This window comes from Kitasatospora sp. NPDC048296 (assembly GCF_043201815.1).
Taxonomy (GTDB): Bacteria; Actinomycetota; Actinomycetes; order Streptomycetales; family Streptomycetaceae; genus Kitasatospora.
Genome location: NZ_JBICZB010000002.1, coordinates 209,012 through 226,104, shown reverse-complemented (window position 1 = coordinate 226,104; position 17,093 = coordinate 209,012). Strand labels below are relative to the sequence as shown.

Genomic DNA, 17,093 nt, shown 5'->3' with positions numbered 1-17,093 from the left:
GGCGAGTACGGCCGACGGGGGTTCAGGTTTCAGCGAACGGATAACAGATGACGTTCTCTGTTCTCTGAAAGCTGTCGTCTGAAATCTGTCAGCTGTTCGCTGCGGCGGCGCGGGCGGCCGGAGAGGAGGCGAGGTAGCCGAGGGCCTGGCTGGAGGAGCCCTCCTGGGTCGGGTGGTAGCCGGGCTTGAAGTACCGCAGGCCGGAGCGAAGCGACTTGACCGGGTCGGGCAGCAACCCACGCTTGGTGATCCGGTACGCCTCCAGCCAGCTCGGTCGCAGCCGCCCCCTCAGCGTCGGGTCGGCGGCCAGCAGGAAACGCACACCGCGCACCCAGAGCTGCACCAGCAACGGGCCGGCCATCATCATGGTGCGCACCCGGCGCATGTAACCAGGGTCCAGGTGGACCAGCAGGTCGAAGGCGACGCTGCGGTGTTCGACCTCCTCGGCACCGTGCCAGCGCAGCAGGTCGAGCATCGTCGGGTCGGCCTCGGCCCGGTCCAGACCCGGGGAGTTGAGGATCCAGTTGCCAAGGAACGCGGTGTAGTGCTCGATCGCCGCGATGGCGGCGACCCGCTCGATCAGGCCCTCGCGCTGCTTCATGGGACTCAGCCCAGGCCGCTCCCCGAGCACCCGCTGGAAGACCCAGGCGACCTGGCGAACGTACGGGCGCGGGTCGAGCCCCTGGCCGAGCAGGTGGTCCAGCACCTCCTGGTGCGCCTCGGCGTGGATGGCCTCCTGCCCGATGAACCCGAGCACCTCCTCGCGCAGTTGCTCGTCCCGGATGAGCGGCAGCGCCTCCTTGAACACCTTGACGAACCAGCGCTCACCCTCGGGCAGCAGCAGGTGGAGAACGTTGAGGATGTGGGTGGCCATCGGCTCGTCCGGGACCCAGTGCAGCGGCAGTCGGGCCCAGTCGAAGCGGACGTCCCGGGGCTCCAGGACGAGGCTGTCGTGCACGCGCACGGCGGGGGCGGCGATGGCGGGGACGGGGGTGGATCGGGGCATGGCAGGCCCTCCTGACCTGGGAGCGGCGGCTCGGCTCAGGGAAACGTACTCGCCGGTAGTGGCAGCGACAAGGGTTTCGGCACCCCTTATCGACATCGAGTCTAATAAGTGATGCGCACTGGAGGGCGCCTCCGGAAACACCCCGCCGGAAAGCAGCGGTAAGCAGACGGGCCCCGCCGGACGCGATACGTCCGACGGGGCCCGGCGACCTGGGCTCAGACCGCCATCGCCAGCATCAGCGGCGCCGCCTGGGCCGCCAGCAGTTCGGCGGCGGCCTTCAGCTTGTGGATGTTGCCCACCGGCATCGAGGTGGCCAGGCAGCCGACCGTGCTGCCCGCCGTGATCGGCACCGCCGCGCACACCGTGCCGAGCGCGTACTCCTGGATGTCCAGCACCGGCACCGTCGCGGGTTGCCGCTCCAGCCGGTGCATCAGCTGGTCGGTGTCGGTGACCGTACGGGAGGTGAGCCGGGCGACCGGGTGACGGGAGAGGTGGTCGCGCCGCCCGTCCACGTCCAGCTGGCTGAGCAGGCACTTGCCGATCGCGCTGGCGTGCGCGGTGGCACGGAAGTCCACCCACTCCTGCACGGCCGGCGCGTAGTCGGCCGCCGAGACCGCCTCGACCGACAACTCCCCGTCGTAGTACCGACTGAAGTACACCGCAGCGCCCAACTCGTCCCGGAGTTCAGCGAGTTTGCGGTTCAGTCGGGCCTTGACGAGCTGCTCCCGGTTGTGCTGGCCGAGCAGGGCGAAGGTGCCGCCGAGCACCCAACCACCGTCCTGGCACTGGAGGTAGCCCTCGATCTCCAGGAGCTCCGCGAGCCGCCGGACGGTCGGCAGGCCGAGCGAGGTATCCCGCGCCAGGGCGACCAGGGTGGCGCCGTCGGGGTGCCGGTCGACGGCCTCCAGCAGTCTGAGGGCGTGCTGCAGGGAGGTGAACGGGCCCGGCAGGCCCTGGTCCAGCGCGGCGTGACGACCCGGGGCTGGTGTCGACATGTCGTCCCCTTCCGATGTCCCCCCACGGAGCGACCGCGGGCAGCCTCCAGCCTAGCCATCAGGTGGCCTCGGCAACTGGCGTCCGTGAATATCCGTGAACATTCCGTGGAGCAGCTGCCGGTTGGCTGGTACAAGGGGCCCTACCGGTACGAGCGGGCCCACCCGTACAAGGGACCCCGCGGGACGACGACAGCCGCACAACGCCCGACGGGCCCCTCCCCCACTGCCCGGGAGGAGAGGCCCGTCGTACGGCCGCCGGGGTGCGGGCCCCGGCGGCCGGTGAGGGTGCGGAAGAGTCAGTCAGTCCCCGGCCCCGAGTCGGGCTCAGCCCTCGTCGCCGGCGCGCAGCTTGGCGACGGCGGCCTCGAGCCGGGCGCCGTACTCCTCGTCGGCGGCGTGGAAATGGGCCAGGTTCTTCTCCACCACGTCGTCCCGCGTCACCTGCGCCAGGAAGCCCGCGATGTTGGCGATCAGGCGGGTCTTCTCGCCCTCCGACATCAGCCGGTACAGCTCGCCGGCCTGGAAGAAGTCGTCGTCCTTGGTGTGGGCCGGCGTGGTGTAGGTGCCGGTGTAGCCGTCCACCTTGACCGGCGCGGCGAGCGCGCTGTCGCTCTGGGCCGGGCCGTCGTAGGAGTTGGGCTCGTAGTTCTTGCCGCGGCCGGCGCTGTTGACGGCCATGAAGCCGTCCCGCCCGTAGTTGTTGGCCTCGGTGGCGCGCGGGGCGTTCACCGGCAGCAGGGTGTGGTTGACACCGAGGCGGTAGCGCTGGGCGTCGGCGTAGGCGAACAGGCGGCCCTGGAGCATCTTGTCCGGGGAGGGGCCGATGCCGGGCACGAAGTTGTTCGGCGAGAACGCGGACTGCTCGACCTCGGCGAAGACGTTCTCCGGGTTCTTGTTGAGCACCAGGCGGCCGACCTTGACCAGCGGGTAGTCGGCGTGCGGCCACACCTTGGTGAGGTCGAAGGGGTTGAAGCGGTAGTCCGCGGCCTCGGCGACCGGCATCAGCTGGACGTAGAGGGTCCAGGACGGGAACACCCCGCGCTCGATGGCCTGGTGCAGGTCACGCTGGTGCGAGTCGGCGTCGGCGCCGACCACCTCGGCGGCCTGGTCGCCGTCCAGGCTGCGGATGCCCTGGTTGGTCTTGAAGTGGTACTTCACCCAGTAGGCCTCGCCCTCGGCGTTGACCCACTGGTAGGTGTGCGAGCCGTAGCCGTTCATGTGGCGGTAGGACGCGGGGATGCCGCGGTCACCGAACAGCCAGGTGATCTGGTGGGTCGAGGCCGGCGAGTGTGCCCAGAAGTCCCAGACGTTGTCCGCCTCCTGCACGCCGGTGTACGGGTCGCGCTTCTGCGAGTGGATGAAGTCGGGGAACTTGATCGGGTCCTTGATGAAGAACACCGGGGTGTTGTTGCCGACGAGGTCGTAGTTGCCGTCCTCGGTGTAGAACTTCAGCGCGAAGCCGCGCGGGTCGCGCACCGCGTCGCTGGCGCCCAGGTTGCCGGCCACGGTCGAGAAGCGCAGGAAGACCTCGGTGCGCTTGCCGACCTCGGACAGGAACGCCGCCCGGGTGTACTGCGACACCTCGTCGGTGACCTCGAAGTAGCCGTACGCGCCGGAGCCGCGGGCGTGCACGACGCGCTCCGGGATGCGCTCGCGGTTGAACCGGGCCAGCTTCTCCAGCAGGTGCTGGTCCTGGATCAGCAGCGGGCCGTACTCGCCGGCCGAGGCCGAGTTCTGGTTGTCGGCGACCGGGGCGCCGGACTCCGTGGTCAGGATCTTGGACATGGAGGGTCCTTCAGGTGTCGATAAGGCGGTGCGTGGAGAGGTGGACGGGCCGCGCGGGGCTCAGACGCCGAGCAGGCGCCAGAGCGCCGACCGGCGGCGGGCCGAGTGCTCGCCGTCGGGGCCGTCGGCCGGCTGGAGGCCGGCCACCGCGGCGGTGGCCGCGGCCGGGTCCGCCAGCGGGCGGGCGGCGGCCAGCGCGGCGGCCTCCTCGCCGGTCAGGCCGGCGGCGGTGAGCGCGGCGGCGGCCTCGGCGGCCGGGACGGCGTTGAACCAGCGCAGCGCGAGGGCCGCGCGGCCGGCCTCGGTGAGACGGCCGGTGAGCCGGAGGCGGGCGAGCCCGCCGTCCGGGTAGACGTTGATCCGCACGTGGGTCACCGGGCGGCCCACGTCGAGCCGGAAGCGGTGCCGGGTGTCGGGCTGCAGGCGGGTACGGGGCAGGATCTCGAACCACTCGCCGTCGGCCGGGTCCTGTCCGGTCGAGGCGTCGAAGCCGACCAGGTCGGCCCAGCCGGGGGCATTGGCGACGAAGTGGGTGGTGTCCACCTCGGCGGCCAGGACCTCACCGCCCCCGGCCAGGGCGATCTGCACCCAGTCGTTGGCCTTGTCGCGCCGACGCCGGGTCTCCCAGCCCTCGCCCATGACGGAGGCGCGACCGGGAGCGTTCAGGTTGTGCGGGGAGGAGAAGTAGCGGTCGGAGGCCGCCTCGGCGACGCCGCCGTACTCCTGGGCGGCCAGGTCGAAGGTGAGGCCGTCCAGTTCGCGCGGGTCGGGCAGCACCTCGCCGTGCACCCGGAGCCGGGCGACGCCGCCGTCCGGGAAGATGTTCAGCCGCACGTGGGTGTAGCGGGTGTCGTCCTGGACGGCGAACTCGTGGGCGGTGTCCCCCTGGAGCGGGGTGCGCGGCACGATGACGGTCCACTCGGCGTCCTGCAGCTCCTCGGGCGAGGGGTGCCCGGGTACGGAGGCGGCCTCGACCGAGGCGCTCTCCGGGTAGTTGCCGGTGAAGTGGGCGGTGTCGACGATCAGGCCGCGGATCACGCCGCCGACGCCGAGCCGGACGATCGCCCAGTCGTGGTCCTGGTCGGTGGGGTGCGGCTGGTCGGCGGAGACGCCGCGGCGGCGCTTGGACTCCCAGCCGTCCATGATCTGGCCCTTGTGACCGAAGGTGTGCGGGCGGAACTCGGCGGGCTTGGCGACCAGCAGGTTCTCCGCGTCCGCGAAGGTGTCCTCATTGGTGGCGACGACGCCCGCGCCGAGCAGCCGGGAGGCCAGGTTGACCAGCTCGGTGAAGGGAGCGCTCGGGGTGTCGGCAGTGGTCACTGACTCTCCTCAGAAAGGCGTTCGGTTCAGGCGGTGTCGGTTCAGGAAGCGGTGTCGGAAAGGGAGTCGGCCGGCCGGGTGAGCTGACGGCCGAAGGGCTCGGCGCCGGTGTCCACCGCGCGGCCGCGCAGCCAGGTGGTGCGGACGACACCGGTCAACGTCCGTCCCGCGTACGGGGTCACCGGGTTGCGGTGGTGCAACTCCCCTGCGTGGACGGCGAATTCGCCGTCGGGGTCGAAGGCGACCAGGTCGGCGTCGCAGCCCACCGCGATGGCGCCCTTGGTCCCGGTGAGGCCGACCAGCTCGGCCGGTCCGGCGGACATCCAGCGCACCACGTCGGCCAGGGTGTGGCCGCGTCGCCGGGCCTCGGTCCAGACGGCCGGCAGGCCCAGCTGCAGCGAGGCGATCCCGCCCCAGGCGGCCGCGAAGTCGCCGCTGCCACCGTACTCCGGCAGCAGTTTGAGGTCGGGGGTGGACGGCGAGTGGTCGGAGACCACGGCGATGAACTCACCGCGCCCCAGGGCTTCCCAGAGCGCGTCCCGGTTGGCCTCGTCACGGATCGGCGGGCAGCACTTGAAGGCGGTGTCGCCGTCCGGCACCTGCTCGGCCGCGAGGGTCAGGTAGTGCGGGCAGGTCTCGGCGGTGACCCGTACGCCGTCCTCGCGCGCCCGGCGCAGCAGCGGCAGCACGGCCGCCGAGGAGACGTGCAGGATGTGCACCCGGGCACCGGTGCGCCGGGCGGTTTCGAGCAGGTGGGCGACGGCCGCGGTCTCCGCGTCGGCGGGACGGGAGGCGAGGAAGTCCCGGTAGTGGGCGCCGGGTTGCTGCGGCGCGGCGGCCAGCACGCCGGGGTCCTCGGCGTGGATGATCGCCAGCGCCCCGATCCGGGCCTGTTCGGCCAGCGCGGCCTCCAGGTCGGCGCCCTCGACGTGCGGGAACTCGTCGACGCCGGAGGGGGCGAGGAAGCTCTTGAAGCCGAACACGCCTTGCCGGTGCAGGGGTTCGAGGTCCGGGACGTTGCCGGGGACGGCGCCGCCCCAGAAGCCGAGGTCGACCCAGGCCTGGCCCTCGGCGGTCTTCCGCTTGACGGCCAGCCCCTCCACCGTGGTGGTGGGCGGGATCGAGTTGAGCGGCATGTCGATGATCGTGGTGACGCCGCCGGCCGCGGCGGCCCGGGTGGCGGTGGCGAAGCCCTCCCACTCGGTCCGGCCGGGCTCGTTGACGTGCACGTGGGTGTCGACCAGGCCGGGCAGCAGGGCCGTGTCGCCGAGGTCGACGAGCCGGCTGTCGCCGACCGCGAGCGAGCCGTACGCGGCGACCTGCTCGATCTTCCCGTCCCGGATCAGCACGTCCGCGGGGCGCTCACCGTCGGGCAGCACCGCCCGACGGGAGCGGATCACCGTCGGCTGGCTGAAAGGCATGGGGGACCTCCGAAACCTGGGAGTTGGGGGTGGTGGAACACGGGCGGAGGCGAAGGATTGCCGGGAGCCTAGGCCCGCCTTCAACAAAACGTCAATGGCGGAACGTACGAGGGCTCAGCCCGGCAGCAGCACCTCGGCCAGCCGTTCCCCCGCGACCTCGGCCAGCTCACCGGCCCTGGTCATGCTGTCCCCCGGCTGCTCGGCCAGGTCGGTGAGGGCGATCGCGGCGGTGAAGCCGGCCGCGCGCCACTCGGGCTCGGAGAGCTCCAACCGGCCCGCCACAGCGGCCACCCGAACCCCCGCCCGGGCAGCCGCTGCGGCGACTCCGGCGGGGGCCTTGCCATGGAGCGTCTGCGCGTCCAGGCAGCCCTCGCCGGTGACGACGAGGCGTGCCCCACGCACGGCCTCGTCGAAACCCAGCAGTTCGAGCAGCAGCTCGATACCGGGTCGCATGGTGGCGCCGAGCAGGGCGAGGGCGGCGAAGCCCACCCCGCCCGCGGCCCCGGCGCCGGGGGCCTCCCGCACATCGCGCCCGGTGACGGCGGCGACCTGGTCGGCGAAGCGGGTCAGGCCGTCCTCCAGGACCACCAGGTCGTCCCCGTCGGCGCCCTTCTGCGGGCCGTAGACGGCGGTCGCGCCGCGCGGGCCGAGCAGCGGGTTGTCCACGTCGCAGGCGACCACGATCTCGACGCCGGTCAGCAGCTCCGCCAGGCGGCCGATGTCGATCCGGTCGAGCTTGCGCAACGCGGCCCCGCCGGGCGGCAGTTCGGTGCCGTCGGCGTCGTGCAGGCGCACTCCGAGCGCCTGCACCATGCCGGCGCCGCCGTCGGTGGAGGCGCTGCCGCCGAGGCCCAGCACGATCCGCTTGGCGCCCATCGAGACCGCCCGGCCGATCAGCTGGCCGACCCCGTAGGAGCCGGCCGCGAGCGGGGCGGTGCGGCCGCCGGGCAGCCGGGCGAGGCCGGAGGCCTGGGCCAGCTCGACCACGGCGGTGTCGCCGCGGACGGCCAGCGCGGCGTCCACCGGCAGGCCGGTCGGGCCGGCCACCTTGGCCGCGACCCGGGTGAAGCCCGCCGCGAGCGCGGCGGCCAGGGTCCCCTCGCCGCCGTCGGCGACGGGCAGCTCGCGCACCTCGGTGCCGGGCGCGGCTCGCCGGATGCCGGCGGCGATCCGGGCGGCGACCTCGGCACCCTCCAGGGTGCCCTTGAACTTGTCCGGAGCTACGACCACATGGCCCTGGTGGGGGGTGGGGGGCATCGCGTGGTCCTCACTTCCGTACGGGGTCTGGCGGTGGTTCGACAAGCATGGGTCCGGTGGCCTCGGGAATGCGAGACCCTCCCGGGTGGTGCGACCCCCTCCCCGCCGTTCCCCTCGTCCCGCTTCCGACGTACGAGGGGCTCCCCTCGGCGGGGAGGGGGACAGGCGACGCGCAAGGCACGACCGAAGTGCCCCCGGGGAGGGTGCGCGCGTCACCGGTTGGATCGACCGGCGGGCGGGTGGATGAGCCCCGGCCCGCACGCCGGTCGGGCCTGACCTCCTGGCGGCGCGGGCACGACCGGATCAGGTACACGCCGCCAGGAGGAGCTTGTTCGGGCCGAAGGCCCTGGTCGGGCCCGCTTGACCTCGGTCAGGGCTGCTTGACCTCGCGGCCGGAGAGCCGCTCGACGCCGCGCAGCAGCGCCGAGTGGTCCAGCGAGCCGTCGCCGTTGGCCCGGGCGGAGGCGACCAGCTGGGCCACCACGGCGCCGACCGGCAGCGCGGCGCCCACGGCCCGGGCGGCGTCGGTGACGATGCCCATGTCCTTGTGGTGCAGGTCGATCCGGAAGCCGGGGGCGAACTCGCGGTTGAGCATGTTCGCCTTCTTGCGGTTGAGCACGGTCGAGCCCGCCAGGCCGCCGCCGAGCACGTCCAGCGCGGCGGCGAGGTCGACACCGGCGTTCTCCAGGAACACCACGGCCTCGGCGAGCACCTGGATGTTGACCGCGACGATCAGCTGGTTGGCGGCCTTGACGGTCTGGCCGGCGCCGTCGGGGCCGACGTGGATGACCGTGGTGCCCAGCGCGTCGAACAGCGGCTTGGCCTCGGCGAAGTCCGCGGCCTCGCCGCCGACCATGATCGACAGGACCGCCTCGATCGCGCCGGCCTCGCCGCCGGAGACCGGGGCGTCCAGCGTGCGCACGCCCTTCTCCCGGGCGGCCTTGCCGACCTTGATGGAGGTCTGCGGGGTGATCGAGGACATGTCGATCACCAGGGTGCCGGCCTTGACGTTCTCCAGGACGCCGCCCTCGCCGAGGATGACCGCCTCGACGTGCGGGTCGGCCGGGACCATGGTGATGACGACCTCGGCGTCCTTCACCGCGTCCGCGATGCCGGCGGCGCCCTGGCCGCCGGCCGCGATGACGGCGTCGATCGAGGCCTGGGAGAGGTCGAAGCCGGTCACCTGATGGCCGGCCTTGACCAGGTTGACGGCCATGGGCTTGCCCATGATGCCGAGGCCGACGAAGGCAATCTTGCGGGAGGCGCTCATCGCGTCGAGTTCCTTACGTGTGCGGGGTGGGTGGTGGCTTGCCGGGCGGACGGACGGGACGCGGGAACGCCCCCGGACCGCGCCGCCGGGCCGGCCACCGGGTTGCGCTGCCGGATTGCGCGGGGCGGATTGCGCGAGCGGGCCGCGCTAGCGGGCGGCGCGCAGCTCGCGCGGCAGCCAGCCGAAGCTGTCGGCGCTGACGCCGGTGGAGGGGCGGTACTCCAGGCCGATCAAGCCGCCCGCGGCGGAGCCGCTCATCGGCTGATGGCCGGCGGCGCTGAGCCGGGCGAACAGGTCCTCGAAGTCCAGCTCGCCGGTGCCGGGCTCGTTGCGGCCCGGGTTGTCGGCGATCTGCACGTGGCCGATCCGGTCGGCGTAGGTGTCGATGACCGCCGCCAGGTCCTCGCCGTTCTTGGCCAGGTGGTAGAGGTCGCAGAGGAACTTCGCGTTCCCCAGGCCGGTGGCGGCGTTGACCTTGTCGACCACCTCGACCGCGGCGGCGGCGGAGACCAGCGGATAGTCCGGCGACTCGGCCTTGTTGAGGGCCTCGACCAGCAGGATCGCGCCGATCTCGTGCGCCGCCCCGGCGGCGATGACCAGGTTCTCCAGCGCGAGCGCGTCCTGCTCGGCCGGCTCGACGCCCTCGACCCGGTTGCCGTACAGCGCGTTGAGCGCGGTGGCACCGAGCGAGGCGGCGAGCTCCGCCGCGACCGGGACGTTGGCGCGGAACCGCTCCTTCTCGGACGGGACCGAGACGGTGCCCCGGACGCCCTGGCTCAGGTCGTCCAGGAAGTTGAGGCCGGTGAGCCGGACCCCCGCGTCGCTGAACGCCTTGCGCAGCGCGTCCAGTTCGGCCCGGGAGGGGCTGTGCTCCGTGCCGAACGGCCACCAGAGCTCGGCGGCCGTGAAACCGGCCGCGGCAGCCGCGGCGGGGCGCTCCAGCAGCGGGAGTTCGCTGAACAGGATCGACAGGTTGACCGTGAAGCCGTGCTTGGCAGCCGCCGTCACGTCCATCACCTCTCACTCTCTTCCTTCATCCGCAACTTCCACGATCCGGAAGAGGGATTCTGTGTGGTGGAAGCATCTCCGGCCCGCCGAGCGAGTGTCAAGGGCGCCGCAACATTTTGTTGAAGCAGCTGGACGGCGCCCGTCCCCCGGGTCCACGGCTGTTCGATCACCCAGCCCCTGCCCGCCGCCACCCCCGCTCGATACAGTGAGCACGTGCGATTGATGGTGGAGTTCACGACAGAACCGTTCGAACTGGACACGTTCCCCGAGCACGCCGCGACGGCCCGCAAGGTCGTCGACGAGGCCGGCCTGGACGTCTCGGTCGGCCCCTTCGGGACCGGCGCCGAGGGCGAGGCCGACCAGGTCCTCGCCGCGGTGACCCGACTGCTCCGGGAGACCCTGGACGCCGGGGCGACCCGGATCTCGGTCCAGGTCAGCGTGCTGGGCGAGGAGGGCGGTACGCCGTGACCGAGCACGCGGAACACCCGCTCGCCGCGGCGGTCAAGCCGCTACTGGACGCGGTCGGCGCGACGCCCGTCCCCCTGGACGAGGCGAAGGCCGAGGACGTCGTCCTGGAGTGGGAGGGGGCCCCGGCCCTGGCCGTCCGGCTGCCGCACCTGAGCAGTGCGCTGGACCGGCTGCTGGCCGAGATGACCCGCCAGTTCGACGGCCGGCCGCTGGCGGAGCTCGACCGCTGGGAGAAGCAGCGGGTCGTCGCCCTCCTGGAGGAGCGAGGCGCCTTCACCGTCCGCCACGGGGTCGAGACGGTCGCGTCGGCGCTCGGCGTCAGCCGCTTCACCGTGTACAACTACCTCAACCGCCAGGACGGCACGAAGTCCTCCTGAACGGCCCGCGAAGCGAGTGACCCCGCCGCTGGAGAAAGTGTGGATCGGCCCAGGGCGGGGCACACTTGGCGAATCGCACACGAAAGGGCCCGGCATCGCGGGCCGGTTCAAAACGTAACCACCAACCGTTCAACAAACTGTTGACGGCCGGGTGGGGTCGATCTAGCTTTTCCGGGTGGCACCACTCTTCAGGAGGTCCACTCGTGACCAACCACCCCCACGCCCTTGACGCCCTGGCCGCGGCCGATGCCGCGGAGCTGGCAGGGCTCCTGCTGGAGGTATGCTCCAGCCCCGGCTGGGCCGCCGCGATCGCGGCGGCCCAGCCCTGGTCCAGCCGCGAGGCCCTGCTCGCCGCCAACGCGGCGGCGATGGCCGCACTGAGCGACGCGGACCTGCGCGACGCGATGGCCGGACACGCCCGGATCGGACAGCCCAGGACGGGCGACGCCACCTCCGAGCGCGAGCAGGCCGGCATCCAGGGCGTGGATCAGGCGATCCTCGACGAACTGCACGAGGCCAACGCCGCCTACGAGGCGAAGTTCGGCCACGTGTTCCTGATCTGCGCGACCGGCCGCACCGCGGCCACCATGCTCGCCGCCCTGCGCGAGCGCCACCCCAACGACCCCGCCACCGAGGCGGAGATCGTCCGGGGCGAGCTGCGCAAGATCAACGACATCCGACTCAACCGCCTCCTCGACGAGTCCTGACACATCGTCAAGAATGCTTCGTGGACCGGCGCATGCCGTCCGGATGCCGCATCTCCACCAGAGAACCGGCGCACCACCACCTCTGCCACCAGTAAGGTCACCTCACCCATGACTGGCATCTCCACCCACGTGCTCGACACCAGCCTCGGCCGCCCGGCCGAGGGCGTCCCGGTCGAGCTCGCACTGCACACCGAGGGTGGCTGGCAGGTGCTCGGCACCTCCGCCACGGACTCCGACGGCCGGGTCAAGGACCTGCCGGCCGTGGAGGCGGGCTCGGTCGTCCGGCTGCTCTTCGACACCGGCGCCCACTACGCGCAGCTGTCGACGGAGCCGCCGTTCTTCCCCGAGGTCTCGATCGTCTTCACGGTCGCGCCCGCGCAGCACCACTACCACGTGCCGCTGCTGCTGAACCCGTTCGGATACTCGGTCTACCGCGGAAGCTAGTAGACCGACCTGGAAGCTTAGGAGCCTGTCATGGCCCACGTGCTCGGTCAGAACCAGTACGGCAAGGCGGAGAACCGCATCGTCCGGGTCTACCGCGACTCCACCCGCCACGAGATCAAGGACCTGAACGTCTCGGTCTCCCTCCAGGGCGAGTTCGAGGACGTCCACCTCACCGGGTCCAACGCCAACTGCCTTCCCACCGACACCACCAAGAACACCGTCTACGCCTTCGCCAAGGAGTACGGCATCGAGTCGGCCGAGGCGTTCGGCATCCTGCTGGCCCGGCACTTCGTCGACGACACCGAGCGCGGCGTCGTGCACAGCGCCCGGATCCGGATCGAGGAGTACGCCTGGGACCGGATCAAGACGCCGGACAACTCGGCCCGCTTCATCGGCTCGGAGGAGGTCGGCCACTCCTTCGTCCGCAACGGCCAGGAGACCCGCACGACCGAGGTCGTCTACGACGGCGAGAAGGTCCAGGTCATCTCCGGCCTCAAGGACCTCATCGTCATGAACTCCACCAACTCGGAGTTCTGGGGCTACATCAAGGACAAGTACACCACCCTGCAGGAGGCGTACGACCGCATCCTCGCCACCCAGGTCACCGCCCGCTGGAAGTACGGCTACAGCGGCCGGGACGGCGAGGCCCAGCCCAACTGGAACCGCTCCTACACCCACGTGAAGCGGCACATGCTGGAGGCGTTCGCCGAGACCTACTCCTACTCGCTGCAGCAGACCCTGCACGCGATGGGCACTCGGGTCCTCAACAACCGCGCCGAGGTGGACGAGGTACGCCTCGAACTGCCCAACAAGCACCACTTCCTCGTGGACCTGGAGCCCTTCGGCCTCAAGAACGAGAACGAGGTCTACTACGCCGCGGACCGCATGTACGGCCTGATCGAGGGCACCGTGCACCGCGAGGGCGTCGTACCGGTCATCCCGGTCGTCTGACCTCCCCTGCCCCAACCGCATGGACTCCGCCCGGAGTCGCCGCACCCTCCGGCCCCCACGGGCCGGTCGAGTCCGGGCGGACCGCACCACCGGCACCATCCGCACCACCTGTTTCTCCACCCCCACCAACCGGAGTTCGTGTTCGCCTCACGGCGGCCGGCCCGGGGCACGGGAGAAGCGCTCCGAGGGATCCTTGCTCCGCCGTCCCGCCCTCGGGGGGTCTCCAGCGCCACGGGCGCGCCGGGAGCCACGAGCACAAGAGGGGCTCGACATGGCACCCAGCAACACCAGCAGTTCAGACGGCGGTTCCACCCCAGCAAGAACCCCAGGCCCGGACGGCACGTCACACCGCCTCCCCGGCAAGCCGTCCGGGTCCGCCACCCATCCCGTGGACGAGGTGCTGCCCCCGGTGAAGCTGTTCTCCACCGGGCTCCAGCACGTCGCCGCGATGTACGCGGGGGTCGTCGCACCCCCGCTCATCGTCGGCGCCGGCGTCGGGCTCTCCGCCGCCGACCTCGCCCTGCTCATCTCGGCCAGCCTGTTCACCGCCGGACTGGCCACCCTGCTCCAGACCCTCGGCGTCTGGAAGATCGGCGCGCGACTGCCGTTCGTGAACGGCGTCTCGTTCGCGGGCGTCGCGCCCATGATCGCCATCGCCAAGGGCTCTATCGAAAGAACGGGGGGCCCGAAGGACGCCCTCCCGGTGATCTTCGGAGCGGTGATCGTCGCGGGGGCCCTGTGCTTCCTCGCGGCACCGTACTTCTGCAAGCTCATCCGGTTCTTCCCCCCGGTCGTCCAGGGCACCGTGATCACCCTCATCGGGGTGTCCCTGCTCCCGGTGGCGGTCAACTGGGCGCGCGGCGGCTCGCCGAGCGCCCCCGGGTACGGCTCCATGCGGGCCATCGGCCTCGCCGCGATCACCCTCGCCGCGGTGGTGCTCTGCAACCGGCTGCTGCGCGGCTTCTGGCAGCAGCTGTCCCTGCTCATCGGTCTGGCGTTCGGCACCCTGATCGCCTTCCCGCTGGGGCTGGCCGACTTCAGCGCGGTCCAGGACGCGAAGGTCTTCGCCCTCCCCTCCCCGTTCCACTTCGGCGCGCCGATGTTCGACGGATCCGCGATCGTCTCGCTCTGCATCGTCATGGTGGTCTCGATGACCGAATCCACCGCCGACATGCTCGCGCTCGGCAAGATCGTCGACCGCGAGGCCGACGAAGCCACACTGGCCGCCGGCCTGCGGGCCGACGGACTGGCCACCGCGCTCAGCCCCGTGTTCAACGGCTTCGCCGCCAGCGCCTTCGCCCAGAACATCGGGCTGGTGGCGCTGACGAAGATCCGCAGCCGCTTCGTGGTCGCGGCCGGCGGAGGCATCCTCATCCTGCTGGGGCTCTTCCCCGTGCTCGGTTCGGTCGTCTCCCTGGTCCCGCAGCCCGTCCTCGGCGGCGCCGGGATCGTGCTCTTCGGCACGGTCGCGGCGAGCGGGATCCGCACTCTCGCGGAGGCCGGCATGGAGTCCAACTCCAACACCATCCTGGTGTCGGTCTCACTCGGGGTCGGCATCATCCCGATCGCCGTTCCGGCCTTCTACGACTCCTTCCCGGAGGCCGTCCGGACCCTGATGCACTCGGGGATCTCGGCCGGCTGCGTGATGGCCGTCCTGCTCAACCTGCTCTTCCACCACGTCGGAGCCGCCCGCCGGACCAGATCCGGCCAGACCTCCGGCACGACGGTGCCGACGGCGACACCGTCCTGACCGGTCCGGGCAGGGGCGCGTACCACCAGGTGCGCGCCCCTCCTGGCCCTCCCCCATAGGAGTGACACCATGGCAGTCCAGCCCCCACCCGCCGACCAGCGGATCGTGATCGAGAACGTCGCGATCGCCACCGTCGACGCCGCCGACACCGAGTACGCCCGAGGCCACGTGGTCATCCTCGGCAACACGATCGAATCCGTCGGCAACGGCCCCGCCCCGGCGTGGCTGGACAACGTGGTGCGCCGGATCAACGGCGAGGGCCACCTGCTCACCCCGGGCCTGGTCAACACCCACCACCACTTCTACCAGTGGATCACCCGCGGCCTCGCCCAGGACGACATCCTGTTCGACTGGCTGGTCGCCCTCTACCCGACCTGGGCGCGGATCGACGAGAAGCTCGTGCACGCCGCCAGCCAGGGCTCGGCCGCCGCCCTGCTCAAGTCCGGCTGCACCACCGCCTCGGACCACCACTACGTCTTCCCCAGGGACGGCGGCGACGTCCTCGGCGCCTCGATCGAGGCCGTCCAGGAGCTCGGCATGCGCTTCACCGCGCTGCGCGGCTCGATGGACCGCAGCAAGAAGGACGGCGGGCTGCCGCCGGACCACGCGGTCGAGGAGCTGGACGACATCCTGGCCGCCTCCGAGGCCGCCGTGGACCGCTACCACGACGCCTCCTTCGGCTCGATGCTGCACGTCGCGCTGGCGCCGTGCTCGCCGTTCTCGGTCTCCACCGACCTGCTGCGCCAGTCCGCCGAACTCGCCCGCCGCAAGGGCGTACGGCTGCACACCCACGGCTCGGAGACGGCCGAGGAGGAGCAGTTCTGCAAGGAGCTGTTCGGCATGGGGCCGACCGACTACTTCGAGTCGGTGGGCTGGCTCGGCGGGGACGTCTGGATGGCGCACTGCGTCCACATGAACGACTCCGACATCGCCAAGTTCGCCGAGACCGGCACCGGCGTCGCGCACTGCCCCTCCTCCAACGCCCGCCTGGCCGCGGGGATCGCCCGGGTGCCCGACATGCTCAAGGCCGGCGTGCCGGTCGGGCTCGGTGTGGACGGCACCGCCTCCAACGAGTCCGGCGAGCTGGGCACGGAGCTGCGCAACGCGCTGCTGATCAACCGGCTGCACGGCTACCCGACCGCCCTCACCGGGCGCCAGGCGCTGCGACTGGGCACCATGGGCGGCGCCCGGGTGCTCGGGCGTCAGCACGAGATCGGCTCGATCGAGGTCGGCAAGCTCGCCGACCTGGCGCTGTGGAAGATCGACGGGATCATGCACTCCTCGATCGCCGACCCGGTCGCGGCCCTCACCTTCGGCGCGCTGCCGCCGCTGGCGGTGCTGTTCGTCAACGGCAACGCCGTGGTCGAGAAGGGCGAGCTGACCACCGTCAACGAGGACCGGATCGCCCGCGCCTGTGCCCGCGCGGCCAAGGAGCTCGCCTCCCGGCCGCTCTGACGGGACGGCGTCCCGCTTCCCTGCCCGCTCCCTGTACTCCGGGCCGCCCAGGGACGGTGCGTGACCCGGACTCCGCGCGCCTCCGGGCGGCGGACAGCTGGCAGCTGACAGATTTCGTCATCTGTTATCTGTTGCCTGTCATCTGTTCGCTGCCATCGGTGCGCGGACCGCAGCCCCGGACCCACGGCGAGGGTCCGGGGCTGCGGCGCACCCGGGAACCGAACCCCACCCGGCCGAGCGCCGGGCGGCCAGGGGCGCCGGGCGGCCGGCAGACGACGGCTGCCAGTCAGGCCCTCGACCGTCAGGCCGTGCGCCCGAGCGTCGCCAGGTAGGCGCGCCAGCCGCCGTGGTGGGTGATCTCGCGGTGCACACCGCGCTCCAGCTCGCCCCGGGCGAGCAGCATGGACAGGCACGCCGAGCCGTCCTCCAGCTTGATCACGCCCAGCTCCAGCTCACGCGGCTCGCCGGGCAGGATGACATCCCGCAGGCGCTCCAGGCTGATGTCGTACAGCTCGCCCTCGATCGCGGCGTCCACCCCCGGGTCGGCCAGCAGCCCCGGGCAGACGTCCGTCCCGCCGCTGTGGTCGATGGAGAAGAAGCGGTAGCCGGGAGCGGTGCGGGCCGGGCCGATCAGGGCGTCGGCGACCTTGGCGTGGAACGGTCCGCCTACCATCGCCTGACCGTTGAAGAAGATGCGCGCCATGGATGGACTCCTCACAGATTCAAAGACCGTGACAAAACGGTCGTGACACGACGACCGCGACAAGCGACCGCAGCACGCGACCGTGACAAAAAGACCGTTCCGCACGGCGACGAGAGGACAGGTGGATTTCGTCGCCGTACGGAACGGAGCAAAGGAGCGGCGGAACTGCTACAGCC

The 17,093-nt window shown here is 71.6% G+C and carries 16 protein-coding genes; 7 read left to right on the top strand and 9 right to left on the bottom strand.

All coding sequences use genetic code 11. The features are described from left to right. Nucleotides 1-88: 88 nt before the first annotated feature. The 8 genes from ACGF12_RS02755 to ACGF12_RS02720 all read right to left on the bottom strand — a co-directional run bounded on the left by ACGF12_RS02755 (nucleotide 89) and on the right by ACGF12_RS02720 (nucleotide 10,068). A complete protein-coding gene (locus ACGF12_RS02755) occupies nucleotides 89-1,006 on the bottom strand; it encodes a metal-dependent hydrolase (RefSeq protein WP_393024458.1) in 918 nt (305 codons plus the stop codon). A gap of 215 nt (nucleotides 1,007-1,221) precedes the next feature. After that, on the bottom strand, nucleotides 1,222-2,001 hold the full coding sequence (locus ACGF12_RS02750) for an IclR family transcriptional regulator (protein WP_393024455.1): 780 nt from the start codon (nucleotides 1,999-2,001) through the stop codon (nucleotides 1,222-1,224). Nucleotides 2,002-2,325: 324 nt separating this feature from the next. Further along, complete coding sequence (locus ACGF12_RS02745; protein ID WP_393024451.1) at nucleotides 2,326-3,786, bottom strand: catalase; 1,461 nt, start codon at nucleotides 3,784-3,786, stop codon at nucleotides 2,326-2,328. A gap of 60 nt (nucleotides 3,787-3,846) precedes the next feature. Next, entirely contained in the window at nucleotides 3,847-5,106 is a 1,260-nt protein-coding gene (gene alc, locus ACGF12_RS02740) for an allantoicase (RefSeq protein ID WP_393024449.1), read from the bottom strand. Nucleotides 5,107-5,147: 41 nt separating this feature from the next. Further along, nucleotides 5,148-6,527 carry an allantoinase AllB gene (allB, locus tag ACGF12_RS02735; RefSeq protein WP_393024446.1) on the bottom strand — a complete coding sequence of 460 codons (1,380 nt, stop codon included), beginning with the start codon at nucleotides 6,525-6,527 and terminating at the stop codon, nucleotides 5,148-5,150. Between the two features lie 114 nt (nucleotides 6,528-6,641). After that, a complete protein-coding gene (locus ACGF12_RS02730) occupies nucleotides 6,642-7,784 on the bottom strand; it encodes a glycerate kinase (RefSeq protein ID WP_393024442.1) in 1,143 nt (380 codons plus the stop codon). A 370-nt stretch (nucleotides 7,785-8,154) separates the two neighbouring features. Continuing rightward, nucleotides 8,155-9,054, bottom strand: a complete 900-nt coding sequence (locus tag ACGF12_RS02725) for a 2-hydroxy-3-oxopropionate reductase (protein WP_393024439.1) — start codon at nucleotides 9,052-9,054, stop codon at nucleotides 8,155-8,157. Nucleotides 9,055-9,201: 147 nt separating this feature from the next. Next, complete coding sequence (locus tag ACGF12_RS02720) at nucleotides 9,202-10,068, bottom strand: TIM barrel protein (RefSeq protein ID WP_393024653.1); 867 nt, start codon at nucleotides 10,066-10,068, stop codon at nucleotides 9,202-9,204. Between the two features lie 216 nt (nucleotides 10,069-10,284). On the opposite strand from ACGF12_RS02720, the gene ACGF12_RS02715 reads away from it, so the two are divergent. The 7 genes from ACGF12_RS02715 to ACGF12_RS02685 all read left to right on the top strand — a co-directional run bounded on the left by ACGF12_RS02715 (nucleotide 10,285) and on the right by ACGF12_RS02685 (nucleotide 16,214). After that, nucleotides 10,285-10,530, top strand: a complete 246-nt coding sequence (locus tag ACGF12_RS02715; protein ID WP_380404961.1) for a thiamine-binding protein — start codon at nucleotides 10,285-10,287, stop codon at nucleotides 10,528-10,530. Further along, nucleotides 10,527-10,907 carry a helix-turn-helix domain-containing protein gene (locus ACGF12_RS02710; RefSeq protein WP_387626146.1) on the top strand — a complete coding sequence of 127 codons (381 nt, stop codon included), beginning with the start codon at nucleotides 10,527-10,529 and terminating at the stop codon, nucleotides 10,905-10,907. Before ACGF12_RS02715 ends, ACGF12_RS02710 begins: the two co-directional genes overlap by 4 nt. Nucleotides 10,908-11,110: 203 nt before the next feature. After that, nucleotides 11,111-11,614, top strand: coding sequence for a 2-oxo-4-hydroxy-4-carboxy-5-ureidoimidazoline decarboxylase (gene uraD / locus ACGF12_RS02705; protein WP_393024435.1), 504 nt, complete (start codon nucleotides 11,111-11,113; stop codon nucleotides 11,612-11,614). 108 nt (nucleotides 11,615-11,722) lie between these two features. Beyond that, nucleotides 11,723-12,058, top strand: coding sequence for a hydroxyisourate hydrolase (uraH, locus tag ACGF12_RS02700; protein WP_393024432.1), 336 nt, complete (start codon nucleotides 11,723-11,725; stop codon nucleotides 12,056-12,058). 30 nt (nucleotides 12,059-12,088) lie between these two features. Further along, entirely contained in the window at nucleotides 12,089-13,009 is a 921-nt protein-coding gene (gene pucL, locus ACGF12_RS02695; RefSeq protein ID WP_393024429.1) for a factor-independent urate hydroxylase, read from the top strand. A 271-nt stretch (nucleotides 13,010-13,280) separates the two neighbouring features. Continuing rightward, the gene (locus ACGF12_RS02690; protein ID WP_393024426.1) at nucleotides 13,281-14,759 is read left to right on the top strand and encodes a nucleobase:cation symporter-2 family protein; all 1,479 of its coding nucleotides are present in this window, start codon (nucleotides 13,281-13,283) and stop codon (nucleotides 14,757-14,759) included. A 69-nt stretch (nucleotides 14,760-14,828) separates the two neighbouring features. Beyond that, nucleotides 14,829-16,214: an 8-oxoguanine deaminase gene (locus tag ACGF12_RS02685; RefSeq protein ID WP_393024423.1), complete on the top strand. Its 1,386-nt coding sequence runs from the start codon at nucleotides 14,829-14,831 to the stop codon at nucleotides 16,212-16,214. Between the two features lie 301 nt (nucleotides 16,215-16,515). Here the strand turns inward: ACGF12_RS02685 and ACGF12_RS02680 are convergent, their stop codons facing one another. Next, entirely contained in the window at nucleotides 16,516-16,917 is a 402-nt protein-coding gene (locus ACGF12_RS02680) for a gamma-glutamylcyclotransferase (protein WP_393024420.1), read from the bottom strand. Nucleotides 16,918-17,093: the final 176 nt, after the last annotated feature.

Excerpts from the sequence above, each read along its gene's own strand:
- ACGF12_RS02755 (WP_393024458.1), bottom strand. The coding sequence starts at position 1,006 with ATGCCCCGATCCACCCCCGTCCCCGCCATCGCCGCCCCCGCCGTGCGC.
- ACGF12_RS02750 (WP_393024455.1), bottom strand. The coding sequence starts at position 2,001 with ATGTCGACACCAGCCCCGGGTCGTCACGCCGCGCTGGACCAGGGCCTG.
- ACGF12_RS02745 (WP_393024451.1), bottom strand. The coding sequence starts at position 3,786 with ATGTCCAAGATCCTGACCACGGAGTCCGGCGCCCCGGTCGCCGACAAC.
- allB (WP_393024446.1), bottom strand. The coding sequence starts at position 6,527 with ATGCCTTTCAGCCAGCCGACGGTGATCCGCTCCCGTCGGGCGGTGCTG.
- ACGF12_RS02730 (WP_393024442.1), bottom strand. The coding sequence starts at position 7,784 with ATGCCCCCCACCCCCCACCAGGGCCATGTGGTCGTAGCTCCGGACAAG.
- ACGF12_RS02725 (WP_393024439.1), bottom strand. The coding sequence starts at position 9,054 with ATGAGCGCCTCCCGCAAGATTGCCTTCGTCGGCCTCGGCATCATGGGC.
- ACGF12_RS02720 (WP_393024653.1), bottom strand. The coding sequence starts at position 10,068 with ATGGACGTGACGGCGGCTGCCAAGCACGGCTTCACGGTCAACCTGTCG.
- ACGF12_RS02715 (WP_380404961.1), top strand. The coding sequence starts at position 10,285 with ATGGTGGAGTTCACGACAGAACCGTTCGAACTGGACACGTTCCCCGAG.
- uraH (WP_393024432.1), top strand. The coding sequence starts at position 11,723 with ATGACTGGCATCTCCACCCACGTGCTCGACACCAGCCTCGGCCGCCCG.
- pucL (WP_393024429.1), top strand. The coding sequence starts at position 12,089 with ATGGCCCACGTGCTCGGTCAGAACCAGTACGGCAAGGCGGAGAACCGC.
- ACGF12_RS02690 (WP_393024426.1), top strand. The coding sequence starts at position 13,281 with ATGGCACCCAGCAACACCAGCAGTTCAGACGGCGGTTCCACCCCAGCA.
- ACGF12_RS02685 (WP_393024423.1), top strand. The coding sequence starts at position 14,829 with ATGGCAGTCCAGCCCCCACCCGCCGACCAGCGGATCGTGATCGAGAAC.
- ACGF12_RS02680 (WP_393024420.1), bottom strand. The coding sequence starts at position 16,917 with ATGGCGCGCATCTTCTTCAACGGTCAGGCGATGGTAGGCGGACCGTTC.